The organism is Archangium minus (genome assembly GCF_044360475.1).
Classification (GTDB): domain Bacteria; phylum Myxococcota; class Myxococcia; order Myxococcales; family Myxococcaceae; genus Archangium; species Archangium minus.
In genome coordinates, this window is record NZ_CP043494.1 from 8550248 (window position 1) to 8571937 (window position 21690).

General features: G+C 67.8%; 8 protein-coding genes. 5 read left to right on the top strand and 3 right to left on the bottom strand.

What is annotated here, in order from left to right; all coding sequences use genetic code 11:
- Nucleotides 1–6: 6 nt before the first annotated feature.
- Together F0U60_RS34735 and F0U60_RS34740 are read right to left on the bottom strand one after the other, a co-directional pair.
- On the bottom strand, nt 7–1707 hold the full coding sequence (locus tag F0U60_RS34735) for a hypothetical protein (protein WP_395806354.1): 1701 nt from the start codon (nt 1705–1707) through the stop codon (nt 7–9).
- A 28-nt stretch (nt 1708–1735) separates the two neighbouring features.
- On the bottom strand, nt 1736–7705 hold the full coding sequence (locus F0U60_RS34740) for an alpha-2-macroglobulin family protein (protein WP_395806355.1): 5970 nt from the start codon (nt 7703–7705) through the stop codon (nt 1736–1738).
- A 138-nt stretch (nt 7706–7843) separates the two neighbouring features.
- Here F0U60_RS34740 and F0U60_RS34745 point away from each other — a divergent pair, with 138 nt between their 5' ends.
- Complete coding sequence (locus tag F0U60_RS34745; RefSeq protein ID WP_395825586.1) at nt 7844–8536, top strand: SOS response-associated peptidase; 693 nt, start codon at nt 7844–7846, stop codon at nt 8534–8536.
- Nucleotides 8537–8547: 11 nt separating this feature from the next.
- Here F0U60_RS34745 and F0U60_RS34750 read toward each other — a convergent pair whose 3' ends face one another.
- A complete protein-coding gene (locus F0U60_RS34750) occupies nt 8548–9189 on the bottom strand; it encodes an SAM-dependent methyltransferase (RefSeq protein ID WP_395806356.1) in 642 nt (213 codons plus the stop codon).
- Nucleotides 9190–9265: 76 nt separating this feature from the next.
- On the opposite strand from F0U60_RS34750, the gene F0U60_RS34755 reads away from it, so the two are divergent.
- From F0U60_RS34755 to F0U60_RS34770, 4 genes are all read left to right on the top strand, one after another.
- A complete protein-coding gene (locus F0U60_RS34755) occupies nt 9266–9673 on the top strand; it encodes a hypothetical protein (RefSeq protein WP_395806357.1) in 408 nt (135 codons plus the stop codon).
- Between the two features lie 63 nt (nt 9674–9736).
- Complete coding sequence (locus F0U60_RS34760; protein ID WP_395806358.1) at nt 9737–10024, top strand: hypothetical protein; 288 nt, start codon at nt 9737–9739, stop codon at nt 10022–10024.
- Nucleotides 10025–10209: 185 nt separating this feature from the next.
- A complete protein-coding gene (locus F0U60_RS34765) occupies nt 10210–15939 on the top strand; it encodes an AAA family ATPase (protein ID WP_395825589.1) in 5730 nt (1909 codons plus the stop codon).
- 65 nt (nt 15940–16004) lie between these two features.
- Complete coding sequence (locus F0U60_RS34770) at nt 16005–21668, top strand: AAA family ATPase (protein ID WP_395806359.1); 5664 nt, start codon at nt 16005–16007, stop codon at nt 21666–21668.
- The last annotated feature ends 22 nt before the right edge of the window (nt 21669–21690 follow it).

The window sequence follows — 21690 nt, forward strand, 5'->3', positions numbered from 1 at the left end:
GCCCGCTCAGGAGCGAGCGCGGCGCAGCAACAGGGCCAGCGCCATCAGCGCGACCGCGCCCACCGAAGCACCACCCCCGGCGCTGCCGCAGCCCCAACCCAGCGGGGAGCGCTGCTCATCGTCCGGCTGTCCCGGGTCGACGCCAGCGTCATTCGGCCCGGGAAGGCCTCCATCCTGGCCGGGTGTGGTTCCTCCGTCCTGACCAGGCGTGGTTCCTCCGTCCTGGCCAGGCGTGGTTCCTCCGTCCGGCGGTTTGGCATTCGGATCCACCGGCAGGCGGAAGACGAAACCCTCCATGCCTCCGTTCGGCTGGAGATCATCGCCGACGTCCACCACGAGCACGCCCGCCTCCGAGGCATTGGAGTGCCCCATGAATGTGAGTTGTCCTCTTGGAACCGCGGATACCCCCATCACGGCCTCGGAAAGGGAGGCGGGTCCTCCCACGTAGGATGCCCAGACGAACCCCGTCAGGTCCGGATCCACCATGGCGACGAAGCCATCGTTCTGGAAGGTGCCGGGGTCAAGGTGCGGATCGAAGGCATTGAGGGCCAGGTTCGGGGAGGTCGTACTCCCACCGAAATAGATGTTGCCAACAACGTCCGCCGAGGCATGGCCTTCCATGTACTCGCCACCTTCGCCGACCAGGAGTTTCTTTTCCTGAAGGCCGCCGTTGTCGGTCACGACCCGGACCAGGAAGATCTCCTGTCCTCTGCGCGTGAACTCCGGTGGGAAGTTCGTGGAGAGGCTGTTGCCGACGGCCGTGACACCGCCTGATTCTGGCTGGTTCAAGAGGTCCCGGACGTCATCGGGCCCGTTGCCGCCCAGGTACTGGAACCAGTTCACCGTGCCGCCCTTTGGATTCAATTGAGCGATAAAGCCGTCGCTCGTACCTCCGCCAAAGGTATTCAGCGGAGTGGGGAGGCCCGACGAGACGGATTGGCTCACGGAGCCTCCCACGAACACCCGGTGGAATTCGTTGGTCGCCACCGCGTACGCCACGTCGACGCCCGGGCTCCCGAAGGTGGTGCTCCACGCGATGGCTGGATCGCTGGCCGAGGTGTCGTCCACCTGGGTGACGAACACATCGTCATCCCGTTTCCCGACGACGTACACCACCCGGTTCCCATCCTTCTCGTAGACGTTGACGTCGCGGCCCTCGTCCAGGCCCGGGCCGTCCAGGTACATGAACCAGCGCACGGTGCCGTCCAGATCCAGCCGGGCCAGGAAGGCGTCCGAGTCACCCTTGAGAGCGCCTACCGTCCGGGACACGTTGCCGATAGACGAGGAAGCGGTCGTCCCGACGATGTACAGATGAGATTCACTGTAGGGGACGAACGCCAGCCGCAGGCCCACGTCATTCTTGGGGCCACCGAACACACGGGTCCACACCACGCGCCCATCCGCGTCGTATTTGGTGACGAAGACATCATCACCCCCGGTGGCCAATGGCGAGGGCAAGCCCTTGGGAAAGCTGGCGGCGTTCGTGTTGCCCACCACGAAGGTGTCACCCAGCCTGTTCGTGATGATGCCTTGCGGCCAGTCATCACTGAATCCTCCATCCGCCGCGGTCCCCCCCAAGTAGGTGTTCCAGGTGATGCTGGGCGTTGAGGAGCTCTGTGCGCTGGCCTGGCCCGGCAGCGCGACAAGCGCGGACGGAACGAGGCCAGCCATCACGGCGGCGGTGTGGAGGATGCGGCGAGCGGACATGGCAGTTCTTCCCCTCGCCGAGTATGCCCTACTCGCGGCCGACCGTGAGCACCGCCCCCTTCGAGTAGGCCGTGAACTCGGGCGCGTACATGGATTGAACCGTCGCGGGTCCCACCCGGAAGGTGCCCGCCATGTTGGCCCTCAGCCGATAGCGCAGCGTGTACTCGCCCGCGGGCAGCCACTCGAAGAAGAAGTTCGTCCCCGAGTCCCTCGGCTCCTCGTACCAGACGACTCCCAGGTTGTACCGGTGCCGAGACTCCGTGCTCTCTGGCTCCAGTCCCGCCGCGCGTGGATCCCTCACGTGCACGTACTCCGCAGCGTGCTTCGTCTTCACCGAGAGTTGCACCTCCACCTCGTCCCCTGGCGCCACCACCGTCCCCTCCGCCAACGGCCGCAGCACCGCCTCCTTCCCCTTTTGCTCGCGCAGGAAGTAGCGGCGAGACACCTCGAAGAAGTCTCCTCGCTCCTCCTCCGGCAGCCGCTCCGTCGAGAAGTGCCAGGTCGCCGAGGCGAACGCGAGCCCCTTCCCCTCCTTCTCCACCCTCACCACGCTGCTCGTCTCCGGCTTCACCTCCGGTCCCGGCACCACCACCCGGTTCCCCTTCCCCGTGTACTCGTCCGGCTTGAAGGCGAACGCCACCGTCCGACCTCCCACCGTCACCTTCGCCTCCTCGCGAACCTTCAGCGCCCCCTCGCGCTCCAGGTACTGCACCAGCGCGTACACCGCCTCCGCCGTGGCCCTCGTGGACTTCCAGTGGCCTAGCTTTCGATCCAACAGCAGCCACTGCGCCAGGCCGTGCCGCCGCTCGTCCCTCGGGTTCAGCTCCAGCAGCGTGCGCAGCGCAAAGGCCTGCGTCTCCGTGGTGTCGTTGTACCAGAGCCAGCTCCGCTCCTCCGGCGCCCAGTACGTGCCCAGCTCCTCGCTCGTCTTCGCCGAGTTCATCACGCTCTCGAAGACCCGCCGCGCGTCCTTCTCCCGTCCCGCTCGCTTCAGCGCCAGCGCGAGGTAGCCCTTCAGGTACGGCGAGTGCTCCTTCCAGTGCTGGAAGCTGAAGTCGCGGATGCGCGCGCGCTCCTCGGCACGGAGTGCGTTGCCCGTGTAGCTCGCGTCCGGGAAGCTCGAGGCCACGTACTCGAGGAAGGTGAGGAACTCCCAGCAGCAGCCCTCCTTCCGCATCCGCTCCGCGTAGTCCGCGCGGAAGTGTTGCGCGAGGTACTCCCACGCTCGCGTCGTCATGTGGCGATCCACCTCCACGCCATGCTCCGCCGCACGTGAGAGCCCGTGGAGGATGTAGAGCGTCATGTACGGCGACGGCGGGCCACCCGGCCACCAGGGGAAGGCTCCGCTCGGCAACTGCGCCTGACGCAGCTTCACCAGCGAGGCCTCGCGCTCGGCCCTCGCGACTTCTGGATCCAACACCTTCGCCAGCTGCTGCTCCTCCTCGCTCCCGCCCCGAGACATCTCCAGCCAGGGTGACTCCTCCAGCACCAGCTTCCGATTGGGATCCACCGCGTCCCACGTGTCGAAGCGCGTGGCGCGCGTGCTCAGCGACTTCGCCAGCTTCGCCACCTCGGGGTAGCGGCCATACAGGCTGGAGAGGACGCCCGTGGACACGAAGCGGTTGAGGGTCTGCTCGGTGCACTCGTAGGGATAGTTCACCAGGTACGGCATCGCCCCCAGCACCGCGTGGAAGAGCTGCGCGTCCACCGACACCACGAGCTGCTCGTGACGCAGGCTCGGGTCATCCCCACGCCGCATGTCCGGGAACTCCAGCTCCTTGCGTGCTCCGCCTCGCAACGCCACGAAGCGCGATTGCGTCAGGTGCATACGGCCGGGAAGCACGGGCAGCGGGCGCAGCTCTCCATCACTGAAGTCCCCAGCGCTCGCGGTGACCCGGAAGGCTACCGGCCCCAGCTCCGCCGGCGTCACCAGAGGGAAGCGCACCGTCGTCCCCTTCCCCGCCTCCACCCGGAAGGGCTGGCGCGCCGTCTTCACCCCGAAGCGCGACAGCAGGCTCGCATTCGTCTCCGGCTCCAGGATGTCCAGCGCGAGCGAGCCCTCCAGCACGGCCTCGCCCGCGTTGTTCACCACCACTTCCAGCACCGCTCGGTCGCCCTCGCGCAGGAAGCGCGGCACGTACGGACGCACCATCAGCTCCTTCACGCTCCGAGTCTGGCGCGTCAAGGAGCCACCCTTCAGGTCCTTCGTCAGCGCGTGCACCCAGACGTTCCACGCTGTCACCGAGTCCGGCACGGTGAACTCCAGCACCGCCGAGCCATCCGGACCCGTGAGCAGTTGCGGTACCCAGAAGGCCGTCTCCGCGAAGTTGCCGCGCACCGCGTCCTTCGGCACCGCGCTGCTCTCAGCAAGCTCCTCCTGGGCGTCCTCCGGCTTCGAGTCATTCACACCGTAGGCCATGACCCCCCCCACGATGCCATCGGCGGCATAGCTCGGCTCCGCGCTGGGAGGGGGGGCGGAGGATTTGGCCGCGCGCATGGGGAGCTGAATGATCTCCCTGCGCCGCATGTCCCTCTGGAGCGAGCCTATCGCCAGGCCCGGGAGTCCACCCCACCCGGGTCCACCCAGGCCCTTGTCGTCCTCGAACAAGAGCATCTCCCCCTGGGGATAGCGCCACTCCGGCAACTCCCGGAGCCCCTGGCCATAGAGCCACCGGGAAGAGAGCTCCTTTGGGCTGGAATCCAGGTACACCGCTCCCGCGCGCTGCGGGTAGTAGTCCGACAGGGCCGGCGGCGAGTGCCGCGCGAAGAGCTCCAACGACTGATCGTACATGTATGCGAGCAGCTCGGCGGCTCCTGCCTCCACCGCCTCTCCCCGAGGCCCCTTCACCGTCACCCGCCACGTCTCCTTTGCGCCCGGACGCAGCCGATCCCGGAAGGTAGAGAACTCCAGGTGCAGCTCCTTATCGTCGAAGGGCACGAACACCGTCTGCGCGAACTCCAGCACCTGGTAGTCCCGCACCGCCACCAGGGTCACGGTGAAGCCACCCCGCAGAGACTCGGTAACAGGAAGCTCCAGCACCGCCGGGTCCTTACCTCCAGTGAGCACACGGCGCTGCACGAACCGCTCTCCCTGTGAGACGTCCAGGAACAGCGGCTGCCCCTCGAAGCCGGAGAAGGCCAGCAGGCGCGCCGTCTCGCCCACCTTGACCAAGCTGCGCTCGAGCCGCAGCAACGCCGGCACGGCAATTGGTGCACGCGCGCCCGCAACCAGCACCTCGCGCGATGTGCTGAACCGCTCCCCGAAGGCATCCTCCGTTTCGTAGTGCACGCGGTAGATGCCAGGAGTCAGCACGGGCAGCTTCACCCGCGCGAGCCCCTGCGCGTCATGCGCCACCGCGCCCCGAGCCAGCTCCTCGCCGTCTGCCCAGTCCCGAAAGGTCTCCTCTTCAGCGGGATTCGCGGACCAGCGGGGTCGCAACTGGTCTCCCGGAGTGGTGACACGGGCCTCCGTTTCCACGCTCGCCTCGGGAGGAGCCCGCAGGGGCAGCGCGGCGGGCAGCTGGGGCTTCGCGGGCTGCTTCAGCGCCACCAACCGCCACCGGCCCGCCCCGGACAGCGGCACGCCATCGAGGTTCGCGCGCATCAGCCGGATCTCCGGGGCCACGCCCTCGCGGAAGAAGCCCTCGTCCATGTCCACGCGCCCTTCCACCGCCACCAGGCCGAGCCGGAAGCCGCGGTTCGCCGAGCGCGTCTCCCCGCCCTCGTCCGTCACGTCCGCCTCCACTCGGTAGCGCCAGGACACCTCGCGCGAGGAGGGGGACCGCTCGTCCGCATCCGGCGTGAAGGTGAGCTGGAAACCTCCGTCCTCGCCCACGGGAGCGGTGCCGCTGGCCACCACCCGGGAGGACGTGGGCAGGCCGCGCGCGTGCGACCACCAGAAGGGATAAAGGGGCTCGCGGTGGACGCGCCAGCGCACGGTGCCGCGCGTCACCGGCAGCCCGAAGTAGTAGCGGGCCTCGCCCCGGAAGGTGGCCGGGCGATTGAGGCGCAACGTCGCGTCCGAGTCCTTCAGCGTCACCTCGAAGGTGGGACGCTTGTACTCCTCCACGCGAACCTGCGCGGTACCCACCTCGGCCTTGCCCACGTGGGCCTCCACGTGCCACACGCCGAGCAGCCGCCCCGCGGGCACGGTGAACTCGCCCACCGCCGAGCCAAAGCTGTTGGTCCGTACCTCGCGCTTCTCGACGACCTGGTCGTTTGCATCCACCAGCGACACCGTCAGCCGCTGCTCTGGCAGCGTTCGGTAGCGCGCCTGCTCTCCGCGTCCTCGGAAGGGCACCACCTTCCACTGCACCTTTTGCAACGGGCGGTACACGGTCCGATCCGTGAAGACGAGTGCCTGCGTCTGCTCCCGTCTCGCCCCCTCTCCCTCCTCGCCATAGAACGACTCCGAGCCGACCAACGCCTGCCGGCCTCGTCCCACGACGAGGAAGGTCTGCTCCCTCAGCTTCTGGAACAGCACCACCCCTCGGGCATCCGTCTTCAAGGTCCGCACGACACGAGACTCACTGTCCACGTCCATCAGGCGCACCTCCACGCCCGACGCGGGCTGGCCCGTCTCGCCCTCCAGCACCCTCACCTCCAGACGGCTGTCCGTGTCCATCCGAGTGACAAAGACCCACGGCGTCACCGTCAACAGCGTCGCGACCACTGCGTTGCCCTCTTCCCGGAAGTCCTCGCGCGCCGAGGCGACGATGAGGTAGCTGCCCGGCTCCGTCAGCGGAGGCACCACAAAGGTGCGGTGCGAGCGCAGATCCGGTGTCCCCGGCAGGGCTTCACTCCAGGCCGCAACGGGCTTCTCCTTCTCGAGGAACGAGGGCAGCCGATCGCCCTCCTCGTCGTCCCCCTCCAGGAACTCGTCGTAGAAGCTGCCCTTGGCCAGCCTCGACTCCAGGTCATACGCGTAGGCCCGGAAGTACAGCCGAGACAGGTTCCGGTGTGTCACCTCGATGGAGCGCTTGCGTGCGCCATCGGACCGCATGCTGGTGAGCGAAAACTCCGGGGCCTCGAGCGCTGCCACCGTCCGCGCGCACCACCTGCCTCCGATGCTGTTCGGGAAAGCCGCCACGCACGCCTTCCCCATCGCAAGTGCACGCACCGGTCGATCGGACTGCTCGCGCTCCGCCAGCCAGGCTTGTCCCATGGCCCACCACGGCACGTCCCGGTAGCGCTCGAGGTGCTCGGCCACGTGGCGACGGATGCGGGCCTTGTCCGTCTCCTCGCGGAAGGCATCGTAGAGCGACTGGCTCCGCGCCAGATGCGCCTCCAGTGCCGCCTCGCGCCGGCCCGAGGCGCGGTGCCAGGCCTCCAAGTCAGCCAAGATGGCGGCCACCTTGCGCAGTGGATGCACCGCGGGGTCCACCAGGTCTACCCGCGGCGTGCCCTCCAGCAGCTCGCCCAGGTCCAAGCGATAAACCTCATCGGCCTGCCCGGGCCGCCACTGGCCCTGGTCCGTGAGCATCTCCACCCAGAGATACGTCAACGTGTCGCGCAACGTGTCGCGGATGCCCGGAGGATAGGTGTGGGCCGAGAGGAAGCCCTCGAGCGCCTGTGCCTTCTCCCCACCCAACCGCTCCCGTGTTGCCCATGAATCCGCGAGCGCACGCCGGGCCTCGGTGAAGATCTGCTCGGCCGTCCACTGCTTCAGGTCCAACGTGTCACCGGAGACCACCTGCTCGCGCTGGAGCACCTCCCAGCGGCGGTAGCTCGCGTACTGGAGGAGCGTGCCGGCGTAGTAGAGGTTGAGCGCAGTACGCTGCACCACCCCCTTCGGCCACGGCTGCTCTCGGAAGAACCGAACAGTCGCCTCGAAGCCATGCAGCGCGGTCCGAATCTGCGCCGAGCGGATGAGCGCCCGCGCCCACTCGTCCTCGTTGCCCTGCGCGCGGGCCTGCGCCAGACGCGCATCGGTCCCCTGAAGGGCGGCCTCGAGCTTCTGGTCTTCCGTCAGCGCATCGATGTCCTTCCACGTGGGCACGGGAGGCTGCGCCCGCGCGGACGGAGCAGCGAGCATGAGCGAGAAAAGCGTCAGGAGAACGAAGAAGGAGCGAGAGATCAAAAGTGGTGACATGGCCAGAAGGAGCGCGGACGTCGCACTCGGGGCATAATGGACGCCATGTGTGGCCGCGTCACCATCCAGACCCCCGCCCTGGCGATCGCGCGTGAGTTCGCCCTCACCGGCGTCCGCTCCGCGCTCGACCGCCCTCGTTACAACCTCGCCCCCACCCAGCTGATGCCCGTGGTCATCAATGACGGCGAGCGCATGCTGGACGCCTACCGTTGGGGCCTCATCCCCTCCTGGGCCAAGGAGGCCTCCATCGGCAACAAGCTCATCAACGCCCGCGGTGAGACGGTGGCGGAGAAGCCCAGCTTCCGCTCCGCACTCAAGCGCCGGCGCTGCCTGGTGCTCGTGGACGGCTGGTTCGAGTGGAAGCAGAGCACGAAACCCAAGACGCCCTACCTCTTCCGCCGCAAGGATGGTCGGCCCATGGCCTTCGCAGGGCTGTGGGAGGAGTGGACCGCCCCGGACACCGGCGAGGTGCTGCGCACCTGCACCGTCATCACCACCGGCCCCAACGCGGTGATGGCCCCCATCCATGACCGGATGCCCGTCATCCTCCGGCCCGAGGGCCAGGAACTCTGGCTGCGTCCGGAGCCCCAAGAGGCCTCGCTGCTACAGCCCCTCCTGGTCCCCAACGAGGACGAGCCCCTGGAGCTCTGGGAGGTGTCGCGCGTGGTGAACTCGCCGACGAACGACATCCCCGCCTGCATCGAGCGCGTGGCGAGCCAGGCCCCGCTCCTCTCCTGACGCTCGAAACGCTAGGGCGATGTGGGCGCGGAGGGGGCCTTGCGGCGCAGGCCGATCACATACACCTCCATGCTGGCGCCGCGGGTCGCCTCGGGACGCACCAGCTTCACCTCCTCGAAGCTGGCGCGCACCTCGTCGCGGAACTCCTCGAACTCGCCCCCCATGAAGAGCTTGGCCACGAAGGCCGAGCCGGGGCGACCTCGCGTCACGGCCACCTCGAGCGCCTTGCGGGCCAGCCGCAAACTCCGTGCCTCGTCGGTGGTGCGGATACCACTCGTCTTGGGTGCCATGTCCGAGATGACGGCGTCGAAGGGCCCGTCGTACAGCTCGCGCAGCTTCGCGTCGAAGTCGTCGGCCAGCACGTCCAGCACCGCCGTCTTCACGTGCTGCTGGGAGAAGGGCCGGATGGCGACGATGTCCACCCCGATGACCCGGCCATTGGGGCCCACCGCGTCGGCCAAGATCTGCAGGAAGCCACCCGGGGCCGCCCCCAGGTCGAGCACCGAGGCCCCCTTCTTCAGGAAGGGGTAGCGCTTGAGGATCTCATCCACCTTGAAGGCGGAACGGGCCCTCAGCCCTTCTTGCTTGGCTTTCTTGAAATAGTGGTCTTTCGGACGGTAGGGCTTGCCCATGGCGAAGGAGGTCCCTACCATCGGCTACTGTCTTCGGGAAGCCGGAGCAGCGACGGGTGTCGGGCACCCGTGAAACGGCGGCCTCGGAGGGGGCGGCATGCGACTGTTCAGTGTGACGACAGCGGTGTGTGTCACCCTGCTATCCGTGGCGTGTACCGTAGGGTGCTGGTACCGCGCGGATCAGCTGCGTTCCGAGGCGGACTGGCTGCTGGAGCGCAGCAAGGCGCAGGCGGCCGAGTACGCCGCGAGCTTCAACGACACGCTCGCCACCCAGCAACTGGAGACGTTCGCGAAGCGCCGGGCGGTCATGGAGCGGGCCCACCTGTGGCAGCGCGGCCAGTCGCTCGGCATCCTGTTCGCGGTGGCGGCGGCAGTGTGCGCGTGGATGCTCAGCATGCTGCGCCGGCTCAATGGGGAGCTGGACGAGGCGAGCGAGGAGCTGGAGTCGGAGCAGTCGTCCGAGCCGGTCCCCGTGCGTGCGTCCGTCCGCCCCTCGCGCACCTAGACGACTCGCGGTCCGAGGAGACCGCTGCTATGGACTGCTTCACCCCTGAGCGGGAGGTGGAGCATGCCGGGTTGCGCGCACTGCGGAGGTCAACTCGACGTTGTAGGCAACCAGGTGGGGCGGCGCGACACATGCCCTCACTGCGGCGAGGAGCTGCGCTCGTGCCGCAACTGCCGCCACTTCGACGAGACGGTGGCGAAGCAGTGCAAGGAGCCCTTCGCGGAAGTGCCCTCGGACAAGGACGGGGCCAACTTCTGCGAGCTCTTCCAAATCAGCGAGGGCGGCCTGCACGCGAAGCAGCGCACGGACGAGCTGTTGTCTGCCGCGGAGGCGCTCTTCAGGAAGAAGTAGTGGGCGCCGCGAGCACACAAGCCCCCTGCCCCAAGGTCTCGTAACGGCCAGGGGTACTTCTCCCGAAGGCCTCCCCGTTCTAATGTTCAGAAGAGAGCGGGTGCGGCGGAGCCGCGCTGTGGAGCCACCGCGCCGCTGAGGTGCAGCGCGCGCGTCAGGGACTCCCACCCGTGGGGGGTTACATGATGCGGCAGCTACCAGGCGAGGGCCTTTCATCCTCTGACCCTCGCGCCTCTCAGGAAATCCACCGTGGACGCCGCTACGTCGTGTCCCGTGTGTGGACCGCGGAAGGCGCTTCCCTGGTGCTCAAGCAGGTCCGGAGGAGCCCCTTCGCCTCTAGCAGCCTGGCGATGCTCCACCATGAACACGCGCTGCTGCGGGAGCTGCGAGACTCGGGCGTGCCGGGGGTGGTGAGGCCGCTCGCCTTCGAAGAGGTAGCGGACACCCCCACGCTCGTCCTTGAGGACGCCGGTCCGTACGACCTGCGGGAATGGCTCAGACGCAACCCGCTGGATCTCGACACCTTCCTGGAGCTGGCCCTCCAACTGGCCGAGAGCCTCGAGGGCCTCCACCGGCACCACGTCATCCACCGGAACTTCAATCCCACCAACATCATCGTGGCCGCGGGGGTGCCGCTCGTCACGGTCATCGACTTCGACCTCGCCACCCGAGTCCCCGGGCCCTTCCATTCCGCGAGCACCCTCGGGGAATTCGAGCTGTCGCTGCCCTACATCGCGCCCGAGCAGACCGGACGCATGGACCGCCTCGTCGATCATCGCGCCGACCTCTACTCTCTGGGCGCCACGTTCTACGAGATGCTCACCGGCCAGCCGCCTTTCACCTCGACGGACCCCGCTGAGCTCGTGCACGCCCATCTGGCGCGCCCCCCGCTCCCCCCGGCCGTCGCCAACTCCCAGGTCCCGGCACTGCTCTCGGACCTCGTGCTCAAGCTGCTCGCGAAGATGCCCGATGAGCGCTACCAGAGCGCCGAGTCCCTCTTGTCCGATCTGCTGGAGGCTCGCAGGCGACAGCGGACCACGGGTGAGCTCGAGCCCTTCGAGCTTGGCGGGCTTGAACAGGCGCAGCAGCTCGCCCTCCCAGAGCGGCTCTACGGACGTGAGCGGGAGCTGGCGCAGCTCGAGGCCGCCCTGGCGCGCGTCCGGTCAGGTCCGAGCGAAACGGTCGTGCTCCAGGGGCCGGCGGGCATTGGAAAGTCGGCGCTCGTCCACGATCTACGCCAACGCACGGGACATGAGGCCCGGTTCCTCTCGGGCAAGGTCGACCGGCTCCAGCGCAACGTGCCCTACGCGCCGTGGGTGGATGCCTTCCAGGGCCTCGTCCATGGGTTGCTGAACGAACCGGCCCACATCCGCCACATGTGGCGGCGCCGGCTCCTCAAGGCCCTGGGCCATCACGGCCGAGTGCTGCTGGGCATCATCCCCGAGTTGGAGCAGCTCACCGGGGTGCTCCCACCGATGGCCGAGCTCCGGCCCGCCGAGGCCGAGAACCGGTTGCACCTCACCTTCCAGGCCTTCGTCAGAGCGCTCTCCTCACCCGAGCATCCGTCTGTGTTGTTCCTGGATGACTTGCATTGGGCGGACCCCGCCTCGCTCGCGCTCTTCCGAAGCCTCGCGTCGGACCTGGACTCCCGGCACGTGTTGCTCGTGGGCGCGTATTGCCCTGAGGACGTCGGACCCCAACATCCGCTCGCTGGCACCCTCGCGGCCATTCAAGAGGCGCAGGCGCCCCTTCGCCTCCTGGAGCTGTCCCCGCTCACGCGCGAAGCGCTCACAGCGCTCCTTCGCGACACCCTGCGCCACGAGCCCGGGCACCTGAGTCCCCTGGCGGAGCTCATGCTGAGGAAGACGGAGGGCAATCCCTTCTTCGCCTCCCGGTTCCTGCGCTACCTCCACCAAGCCAACCTGCTGCGCTTCGACGTCGAGCGTGGCGCGTGGGTGTGGGATCTCACGGGCGTCGAGCAGGTAGGCGTCAGCGGGAGCGTCATCGAGCTCATGCTCGCCACCCTCCGCCAGCTTCCTGCGCACACCCAGGACGTCCTCAAGGTCGCGTCCTGCCTGGGCAGCCGGGTGGAGCTCCCGCTCCTCTCCGACTTGATGGACATGCCCGTGGGCGACACGGCCGCGGCGCTCTGGAGCGCGCTCCAACAGGGGCTCCTCGTCCCCGAGGGCAAGGCCGTCTACCGCTTCGCGCACGACCGCGTCCAACAGGCCGCGTACTCCCTGCTCCCCGACGACCAGAAGAAGCGGCTGCACCTCGAGGCGGGACACCGGCTGCGGGGAACCTCCGAGCGCGAGCTCGATGAGCGGCTCTTCGAAACCGTCGACCAGCTCGACCTGGGCGCGGAGCTGGTGACGGATGAGGCGGGGAAGCTGGAGCTGGCCACGCTCAACCTCCGGGCGGGCAGCAAGGCCAAGGCCTTGTCCGCCTTCCGCTCCGCTCGAGGCTACCTCGCCCGGGGCATCGACTTCCTCCCGCCGGACGCGTGGCAGTCCCACTACGAGCTGACCTTCCGCCTTCACCGCGAGGCGGCGGAGTGCGCCTACTACACAGGAGAGCAGCAGCTCATCAAGCAGCTGCTCTCCTCCGCACTCACCCATGCCCGGTCCCGCTTCGACAAGGCGGACCTCTACACCCTCCTGATCCTCGCCTGCACGGTCAAACGCGCCGTCTCAGAGGCAGTCCAGTGGGGGCGCGAGGGGTTGAGGTTGTTCGGCGTGGAGCTGCCCGAGAAGCATGACGCGCCCCAGGCCCTCAGGGCCGAGCTGGCAGCGGTGAAAGAGAACCTGCGAGGCCGCACACCTGAGCAGCTCTTGGAGGCGCCCCGCACGGAAGACCCGGAGCTGCTCGCCTGCCTGCAACTCCTGACGGAGCTCAGCCCCTCGGTCTTCTTCTTCGACCCGTCCCTGTTCGGCTTCCTCAACGCCCGCGTTGTCACTCTCACCTTGAAGCATGGCAACACGGTCTATGCCGCCTCGTCGTACACCTACTACGGGCAGATGCTTGATCTGCTCGAAGGGGATTACGCCTCCGGCCACGCCTTCGGCCGCCTGGGCGTCGAGCTGTGCCGGCGGTATGCCGAGCCGCGGCAGGAGAGCAAGACGCTCCTCACCTTCGCGGCAACCATCAACCATTGGAGGGCGCCGCTCCGCACCGACGTGCCCTTCTACCTTCAGGCCTTCGCCACCGCGCTCGCGTGTGGAGATCTCCACTTCGCCAGCTACACGGTCCCCATGACGGCGCATACGCAGTTCTCGATGGGGACCGGCCTCTCCCACCTGCTCTCCGGGCTCGAACCCGGCCTCGCCTTCCTCCGCAGGTCCGGCTTCCTCGAGCTGGTCAGCCCGCTCCTCGGACTGCGCCACGTCATCCGCTGCCTGCAAGATCGAACCCGCGAGCGCGCTCGCCTCGAGGACGACGCCTTTGACGAGGCCGCCTTCTTCGCCTCCATCCAGGAGCTCCCCGTCACGCGCTGCACGTACAGACTCCTGCGCCTGCAGCTGTCCTATCTCCTGGGGGACCTCGAGGAAGCCCGGAAGATGTCGCAGGAGGCAGGCCCGCTCCTCGAGACCATTCAGGGCTGGTACTTCGTCGCCGATCACAACTTCTATACCTCGCTGCTCCTGGCGGCGTACTGCGACAGGGTTCCTCCTCCGGAGAGGTCTGCGCTCCTGGAGCAGCTCGCCGCCAACCAGCGCCAGCTCGGCCTCTGGGCGGAGAACTGCCCGGAGAACTTCCGCCACAAACACCAGCTCGTCAGCGCCGAGCTCGCCCGCGTCGGAGGGCGCCACGTCGAGGCCCTGCGGCTCTACGAGCAGGCCGCGGAGGGGGCCCACCGCGAGGAGTTCCTCCAAGACGAGGCGCTCGCCAACGAGCTGGCGGGCCGCTACTACCTCACCGTCGGGGGCAAGCGCCTCGCCCACGTCTACCTGCGCGCCGCCCTCGAGGGCTATGCCCGCTGGGGCGCCCAGGCCAAGGTGTCGGCGCTGGAGGAGGAGTTCCCGGACCTCGTGCCGCTCGAGCCGACCTTCTGGAAGGCGCCTTCCCTCCACCAGGAGAGTGCCGGCTCCGGAGGGGGCACGCTTGATCTCATCACCCTCCTCAAGTCCGCGGAGACGCTCGTGAGCGAGGTGGTGCTGGAGCGTCTGCTCGAGAAGCTCATGGCGGTGTGCCTTGAGGCGGCCGGAGCCCAGCGAGGTGCGCTCGTGCTCGAGGAGCAGGACACCCTCTGGGTACGTGCGGTGGGCGCGGTCTCCGAGCCCGTCTCGCTGCTGCACACGCCCTTGAAGGAGGCAGGCCAGGTACCCGGCACGCTGATCGAACACGCCTTCCGCTCGGGCGAGTCCCTCGTCCTGGCCGATGCCGCCCATCAAGGGAGGTTCACCTCCGACCCGTACGTGGCCCGGCACACCATGAAGTCTGCTCTCGCCGTGCCCATCCAACGCCCCGCCAGGACGGTGGGCGTGCTCTACCTCGAGAACAACCTCGTCACCCGGGCCTTCACCCCCGAGCGCGTCCGGGTGCTGCGCCTGCTGTCTTCGCAGATCGCCATCTCCCTGGAGAACAGCCTCCTCTTCGAGCGGCTGCGCGTCGAGGTCGAGGAGCGCAGGCGCGCGGAGCAGGCCGTGCGCTTCCTGGCCGAGTGGAGCCTGATGTTGGCCGAGTCCCTGGACTACGAGGCGACCCTGGACAAGGTGTCCCGCTCGGTGGTGCCCTTCCTGGCCGACTGGTGCATCATCGATGTGGTCCAGAATGACGGGACGATCCGCCCGGTCGCCATGACCCATGTGGAGCCCGCGAAGGAGCAACTCCTGCGCGAGCTCATGGAGAAGGAGCCTCCCTCGTGGAACTCACCCGCGCCGCTCGCGCACGTGCTGAAGACGGGACAGCCCCTGCTCTTCGAGCAGGTCGACGATGGGATGGTGCGAGAGACCAACTCCGGTCGCAAGGAGCGCTTCTTCGACATCGTCCGAGAGCTCTCCCTGCGCTCGGGCATGATGGTTCCGCTCGTGGCGCGCGGGAAGATGCTCGGGGCCATCCTCTTCATGTCGTCGACCACGGGGCGCCGTTACGGAGACGCGGAGCTGAATCTGGCGCAGGAGCTGGCACGCCGTGCCGCCGTCTGCATCGATAACGCGCGGCTGTACCGCGAGTCCCAGGAGGCCATCCAGCTGCGTGATGACTTCCTGTCCGTCGCCGCTCACGAGCTCTACACGCCCATCACCTCGCTCCGGCTCTCCGTGCAAGGGCTGTTGCGCCGCAGCGGCGCCAACCTGCCGCAGCCCCTGACACGGGGCATCCAGAGCGCCGAGGCCCAAACCCGCCGGCTCGCCAGGTTGGTCGAGGAGCTGCTCGACGTGACACGCATCCAGGCCGGACGCCTCCACCTCCACCTGGAGCAGGTGGAGCTCGCGACGGTGGTCCGCGATGTCACGGAGCGCTTGAGAGAGTCGCTCACTCGGGCCCACTGCCCGCTCTCGCTCCAGCTCCAGGAGGGAGTCGTGGGTCGGTGGGATCGCACCCGCTTGGAGCAGGTGGTCACCAACCTGCTCTCCAATGCCCTCAAGTTCGCGGCGGACAAACCCATCAACATCTCCCTCGAGCAAGACGCGGGCCTGGCGCGGCTGCGGGTGAGCGATCAAGGCATCGGCATCGCGCCGGACCGCCTTCCCTACGTCTTCGAGCGCTTTGAGCGAGCCGTTCCGGTGGACCACTACGGGGGCCTCGGCCTGGGCCTGCACATCGTGCGGGAGATCATCACGGCCTTGGGTGGCTCGGTCCGGGTGGAGAGCGAGCCCGGCGTGGGGACCACCTTCACGGTCGAGCTGCCGTGCCAGGGTCCTTCCACAGCACCCGCTGCCCACCCCACTGCCCCTCCCTGCGCGGGGACCGCATGACGCAGCATCCTCTCAGCGAAGGCCCTCATGGCTCTCAGGAGCTCTACCGTGGACGACGGTATGTCGTGTCCCGCTGGACGGAAGACACCATCTCCCTGGTGCTCAAACAGGCGCGCCGGGGCACGTTCACCCCCAGCAGCATCGCGAGGCTCCAACACGAGTACCAACTGCTGCGGGAGTTAGGGGAGCTGGGGACGCCAGGTGTGGTGAAGGCGTTCGCGCTCCAGGACATGCAGGGAGTGCCCTCGCTCGTCCTCGCGGATGCCGGCTCGTGCGATCTGCGGGAATGGATGAGGCGCCACTCCTTCGAGCCCGGCACCTTCCTGGAGCTGGCCCTCCAGCTGGCCGGAATCCTCGAAGGCCTCCACCGGCATCACGTCATTCACCGGGACCTCAACCCCTCCAACATCGTCATCGCCAAGGACCCGTTGCGCGTGACGATCATTGACTTCGACCTCGCCATCAAGGTCTCCAGCGCCGCCCCTTCCGCGAGCACCCTCGGGGAGTTCGAGCTGTCGCTGCCCTACATCGCGCCCGAGCAGACCGGACGCATGGACCGCCTCGTCGATCATCGCGCCGACCTCTACTCCCTGGGCGCCACGTTCTACGAGATGCTCACCGGCCAGCCGCCTTTCACCTCGACGGACCCCGCTGAGCTCGTGCACGCCCATCTGGCGCGGCCTCCCCTTCCTCCGGTCCACGCCAACCCCAAGGTCCCGGAGCTCCTCTCGGACCTCGTGCTCAAGCTGCTCGCGAAGATGCCCGAGGAGCGCTACCAGAGCGCCGAGTCCCTCCTGTCCGACCTCAAAGAGGCGCGGAAGCAGCAGCGCGCCTCGGGAAGGATCGAGCCCTTCGAGCTCGGCAGGCTCGACCAGGCCCGACAGCTCTTCTTTCCGGAGCAGCTCTACGGACGTGAGCGCGAGCTGGCACAGCTCGAGGCCGCGCTGGCACGAATCCGGACGGGCCCCAGTGAGACGGTCATGGTCACGGGCTCAGCGGGCGCGGGTAAGTCGACACTCGTCCAAGCCCTGCGTCAACGCCTCGGGCCGGAGTGCTGGTTCCTCTCCGGCAAGTTTGACCAACTCCAGGGCAACGTGCCTTACGCCCCACTGGTGGCGGCCTTCCAGGGCCTGCTCGGTGAGTTGCTGAGCACTCCTGCCGAGAGCCAGGACAGGTGGCGGCGCCGGCTCCTGGAGGCGCTGGGCCCCAACGGCAGCGTCCTCCTCGGGGTCATCCCAGAATGGGAACAACTCCTCGGCGCGCAACCTCCCGTGGCCAGAGCCGCACCGGCGGACGCCGAGCGCCGTCTTCATCAGACCTTCCAAGCCTTCGTCCAGGCACTCGCCTCACCGGAACACCCGCTGGTGCTGTTTCTGGATGACCTCCACTGGGCCGACCCCGCCTCGCTCGAGCTCTTCCGGAGCCTCGCGTCGAACCCAGACTCCCAGCACGTGCTGTGCGTGGGCTCCTATCGCGTCGAGGAGGTGGGGCCGGAGCATCCCGTCGCACGGACCCTCGCGGCCCTCCAGGAAGCGGGAATGGCCGTCCACTCCATCACGATACCGCCCCTGGACCTCGAGGCCCTCACGGACCTCTGCCGCGACACCCTGCACCGCGAGCCCGAGCACCTGCGACCGCTGGCTGGGCTCGTGCTGAGCAAGACAGCGGGCAATCCCCTGTTCGTCATCCGCTTCCTGCGCTACCTGCACCACTCTGGCCTGCTGCGCTTCGACGTCAGCCGCGGCACCTGGGACTGGGATCTCGCAGGGATTGCTCGGGTGGACATGACCGAGAACGTGGTGGAGCTGATGGTCTCCACCATCCGCCGGCTTCCCGAAAGGACCCAGAGCCTCCTCAAAGTCGCCGCCTGCATGGGAAACCGGGTGGAGCTCCACCAGCTCGCCGCCTTGCTGCACCTGTCCGAGAGCGACACGGCTGGAACACTCTGGAGCACCCACCAGGAGGGGCTCCTCATCCAGGAGAGCGAGTCCGTCTACCGTTTCGCGCACGACCGCGTCCAACAAGCCGCGTACTCCCTGCTCACCGAGGACCAGAAGAAGCGGCTGCATCTGGAGGCGGGACGCCAGCTGAGGGGCTCCTCCGAGCGCGAGCCCGACGAGCGGCTCTTCGATGTGGTCGATCAGCTCAACCTGGGCGCGGAGTTGCTCACGGAGGAGACGGAGCGGCTGGAGCTGGCGTGGCTCAACTTCCGGGCGGGCTGCAAGGCCAAGACGTCGGTGGCCTTCCGCGCCGCGCTGGGCTACCTCACTCAGGGCCTCGAGCTCCTCCCTCGGAATGCCTGGCGGTCGCACTACGAGCTGGCCTTCCCCCTTCACCGCGAGGCGGCGGAGTGTGCGCACCTCGCGGGCGATCAGCAGCTCGCCGCGAAGCTCGTCTCCTCCGCGATGACCCATGCCGCGTCACGCTCCGAGAAGGCGGAGCTCTACACCCTTCAGCTCCTCGGCTGCATGGCGAGGCAGGCCTTCCAGGAGGGGCTCAAGTGGGGACGCGAGGGACTGCGTTTGTTTGATTTGGAGTTGCCCTCGCAGCAGGACTCCGCCCAGGCCATCCAGGTGGAGTTCGCCGCGGTGAAGGATAACCTGCGGGGCCGCTCCACCGAGGAGCTCCTCGAGGAACCCCTTTCAGAGGATCCGGATCATCTCGCCTGCCTCCGGCTCCTGTCGGAGGTGGGCCTCGTGCTCTTCTACCTGGATCCCCCCCTGTTCGCCTTCACCAACGTCCGTGTCGTCAACCTGTCGTTGAAGCATGGAAACTCGGTCCACTCCTCCGTGCCGTATGCGGTGTATGGCGGACTGCTGCCCTCCCTCACGGGCGATTACGACTCCGGTTACGCCTTCGGACGCCTGGGGGTGGAGCTATGCCAGCGGTATCCGACGCCCAGGCTGGTGAGCAGGACGCTCGTCACCTTCGCGTTGGCCGTGAACCATTGGAAGGCCCCCCTGCGCACCAGCATGCCGCACCTGCGCCAGGCCTTCACCTCCGCGCATGCGAGCGGAGATCTCTCCCTGGCCACGTACACGTTCCCCGCGACGGTGAACACGCTGTTCTCGATGGGCACCGGGTTCTCCCAGGTGCTCTCGGAGATTGAGACCGACCTCGCCTACGCCCAGAAGGCGGGCTTGCACTGGAGGATCCAATCCCTCATCAGCCTCCGTCAGGCCCTCCGGTGCTTGCAGGACCGGACTCGTGAGTGGGCCCGTTTCGAGGATGACACGTTCGACGAGGAAGCGTTCCTCGCGGCGAACAGGGAGCTGCCCACCGTCCGCTGCATGTATTGGATTCAGCGCCTCCAGGTGTCCTATCTCCTGGGAGACGTCGAGGCCGCTCGGGAGATGTCCCGGAGAGCCAGCGAGCTCATCGCCTTCCTCCGCGGGTGGTACCTCCTCGCCGAGCACAACGTCTACACGTCGTTGACCCTGGTGGCCTGCTGCGAGAAGGGCGCTGCCTCGGAACGGGCCGGGTTCCTGGAACGGATCGCCGCCAACCAGCGCCAGCTCGGCATCTGGGCCGACCACTGCCCGGAGAACTTCCGTCACAAGTACCAGCTCGTCAGCGCCGAGCTCGCCCGCCTTGAGGGACGGGACGAGGAGGCCATGAAGCTCTACGAGCTCGCCATCGAGGGGGCCCACCGCGAGGAGTTCGACCAGGACGAGGCACTCGCCAACGAGCTGGCCAGCCGGTACTACCGCGCGCTCGGCGTGAAGCGGCTGGCCGACGTCTGCCTGCGAGCCGCCCTCGAGGGCTATGCCCGCTGGGGCGCACAGGCCAAGGTCTCCGCGCTCGAGGAAGAGTTCCCCGATCGGGTGTCCGTCGAGCGGCTGGACTGGCGGCCCCCGGCCTCCCGCCCACCCGAGGCCGAACCGGGTAGCTCAACGCTCGATCTCATCACCCTCCTCAAGTCCGCCGAGACGCTCGTGAGCGAAGTGGTGCTGGAGCGCCTGCTCGAGAAGCTCATGGGCGTATGTCTCGAGGCCGCGGGCGCCGAGCGTGGCGCACTCGTACTGGATGAGAAGGACACCCTCATGGTGCGAGCGGTGGGCGCCGTCTCGGAGCCCGTCTCGCTGGTACGCACCTCGCTGAAGGAATCGAGCCAGGTCCCCACCTCGATCATTGAAGGCGCGTTCCTGTCGGGAGAGACCCTCGTCCTGGCCAATGCCTGCCATCAAGAAGGTTTCAGCTCCGACCCGTACGTGGCCCAGCACGCCACGAAGTCCGCCCTGGCCATTCCCATCCAACGCCCCCCCAAGACGGTGGGCGTGCTCTACCTGGAGAACAACCTCGTCACGCGTGCCTTTACCCCCGAGCGCGTCCGCGTGCTACGCCTGCTCTCCTCTCAAATTGCCATCTCCCTGGAGAACAGCCTCCTCTTCGAACGACTGCGCATCGAGGTCGAGGAGCGGCGGCGGGCGGAGAGGACGGTCCGGTTCCTCGCCGAGTCGAGTCTGGCCCTGGCCGAGTCCCTGGATCTGGAGACGACCCTGAACCGGCTCACCCGCCTGGTGGTGCCCATGCTGGCCGACTGGTGCCTGGTCATCGTGAAGGACAAGGGAGGCATACCCCGCCCGGTCGCCATCACCCACGAGGATCCGAAGAAGGAGCCCCTGCTCCACGACTTCATGGAGCAGTACCTCTCCCGAAAGGAGTTCGCGTCGGAGGCGCTCCTCCGGGTGCTGCGCACAGGGCAGCCGCTCCTCTTCCCAGAGATTACAGACTCGATCGTGGAGGAGAACCAGCCCGGGCGAGGACCCCGGTATCTCGAGTTGCTCCGCGCGCTCTCGACCCGGACAGGGATGTACGTACCGCTCGTCGCCCGAGGGAAGACGTTGGGTGCCATCGTCTTCTTCTCCGGTGTCCCGGGACGCCACTATGGACAGGCGGACCTCGACCTGGCGCAGGAGTTGGCGCGCCGAGCCGCCGTCTGCATCGACAATGCGGGGCTGTATCGCGACTCCCAAGAGGCCCTCCACCTGCGCGACGACTTCCTGTCCGTGGCCTCGCATGAGCTCAACACGCCCATCACCTCGCTCCGGCTGTCGGTCCAAGGGCTCTTGCGCCGCGCCAACTCCGAGCTGCCAGAGAGCGCGCAGCGCGCGCTGCGCCTCACCGAGCAGCAGACGCGCAGACTGGCCGAGCTCGTGACGGAGCTGCTCGACGTGTCTCGCATCCGGGCGGGGAGCCTCTACCTCCGGCTCGAGCAGGTGGATCTCACGGAGGTGCTCCACGATGTCATCGAGCGCTTCGGCGAAGCGCTGACACGGGCGAACTGTACGCTGTCTCTCCACGCCCAGGAGCCCATCACAGGGCGATGGGATCGCCTCCGGTTGGAGCAGGTGGTGGGCAACCTGCTCTCCAATGCCATCAAGTTCGCGCCTGGCCATCCCATCGAGCTCGCCGTCCACCGAGAAGGCGACACCGTACGGCTGGTGGTCAAAGACCAGGGGATTGGCATCCCACCGGACCGACTCCCTCATGTCTTTGGCCGGTTCGAACGCGCCGTCTCCCCCGAGAAATACGGCGGTCTCGGGTTGGGGCTCTACATCGTGAGGGAGATTGTCACGGCCCTGGGAGGTTCGATCCGGGTGGAGAGCGAGCCCGGTGTGGGGACCACCTTCACGGTGGAGCTGCCGTGCCACGGCCCGCCCTCGGCACACACCTCCAACCCGAGCACCCTGCCCTCCTGGCCGAGCCGCGCGAGCACGCAGTCTTGAGCGTTCACGCGCCTCGCGGAGA

Bases quoted from the DNA above. Each gene is read 5' to 3' on its own strand.
- F0U60_RS34755 (WP_395806357.1), top strand. From the start codon at position 9,266: ATGCGACTGTTCAGTGTGACGACAGCGGTGTGTGTCACCCTGCTATCC.
- F0U60_RS34745 (WP_395825586.1), top strand. From the start codon at position 7,844: ATGTGTGGCCGCGTCACCATCCAGACCCCCGCCCTGGCGATCGCGCGT.
- F0U60_RS34735 (WP_395806354.1), bottom strand. From the start codon at position 1,707: ATGTCCGCTCGCCGCATCCTCCACACCGCCGCCGTGATGGCTGGCCTC.
- F0U60_RS34750 (WP_395806356.1), bottom strand. From the start codon at position 9,189: ATGGTAGGGACCTCCTTCGCCATGGGCAAGCCCTACCGTCCGAAAGAC.
- F0U60_RS34765 (WP_395825589.1), top strand. From the start codon at position 10,210: ATGCGGCAGCTACCAGGCGAGGGCCTTTCATCCTCTGACCCTCGCGCC.
- F0U60_RS34760 (WP_395806358.1), top strand. From the start codon at position 9,737: ATGCCGGGTTGCGCGCACTGCGGAGGTCAACTCGACGTTGTAGGCAAC.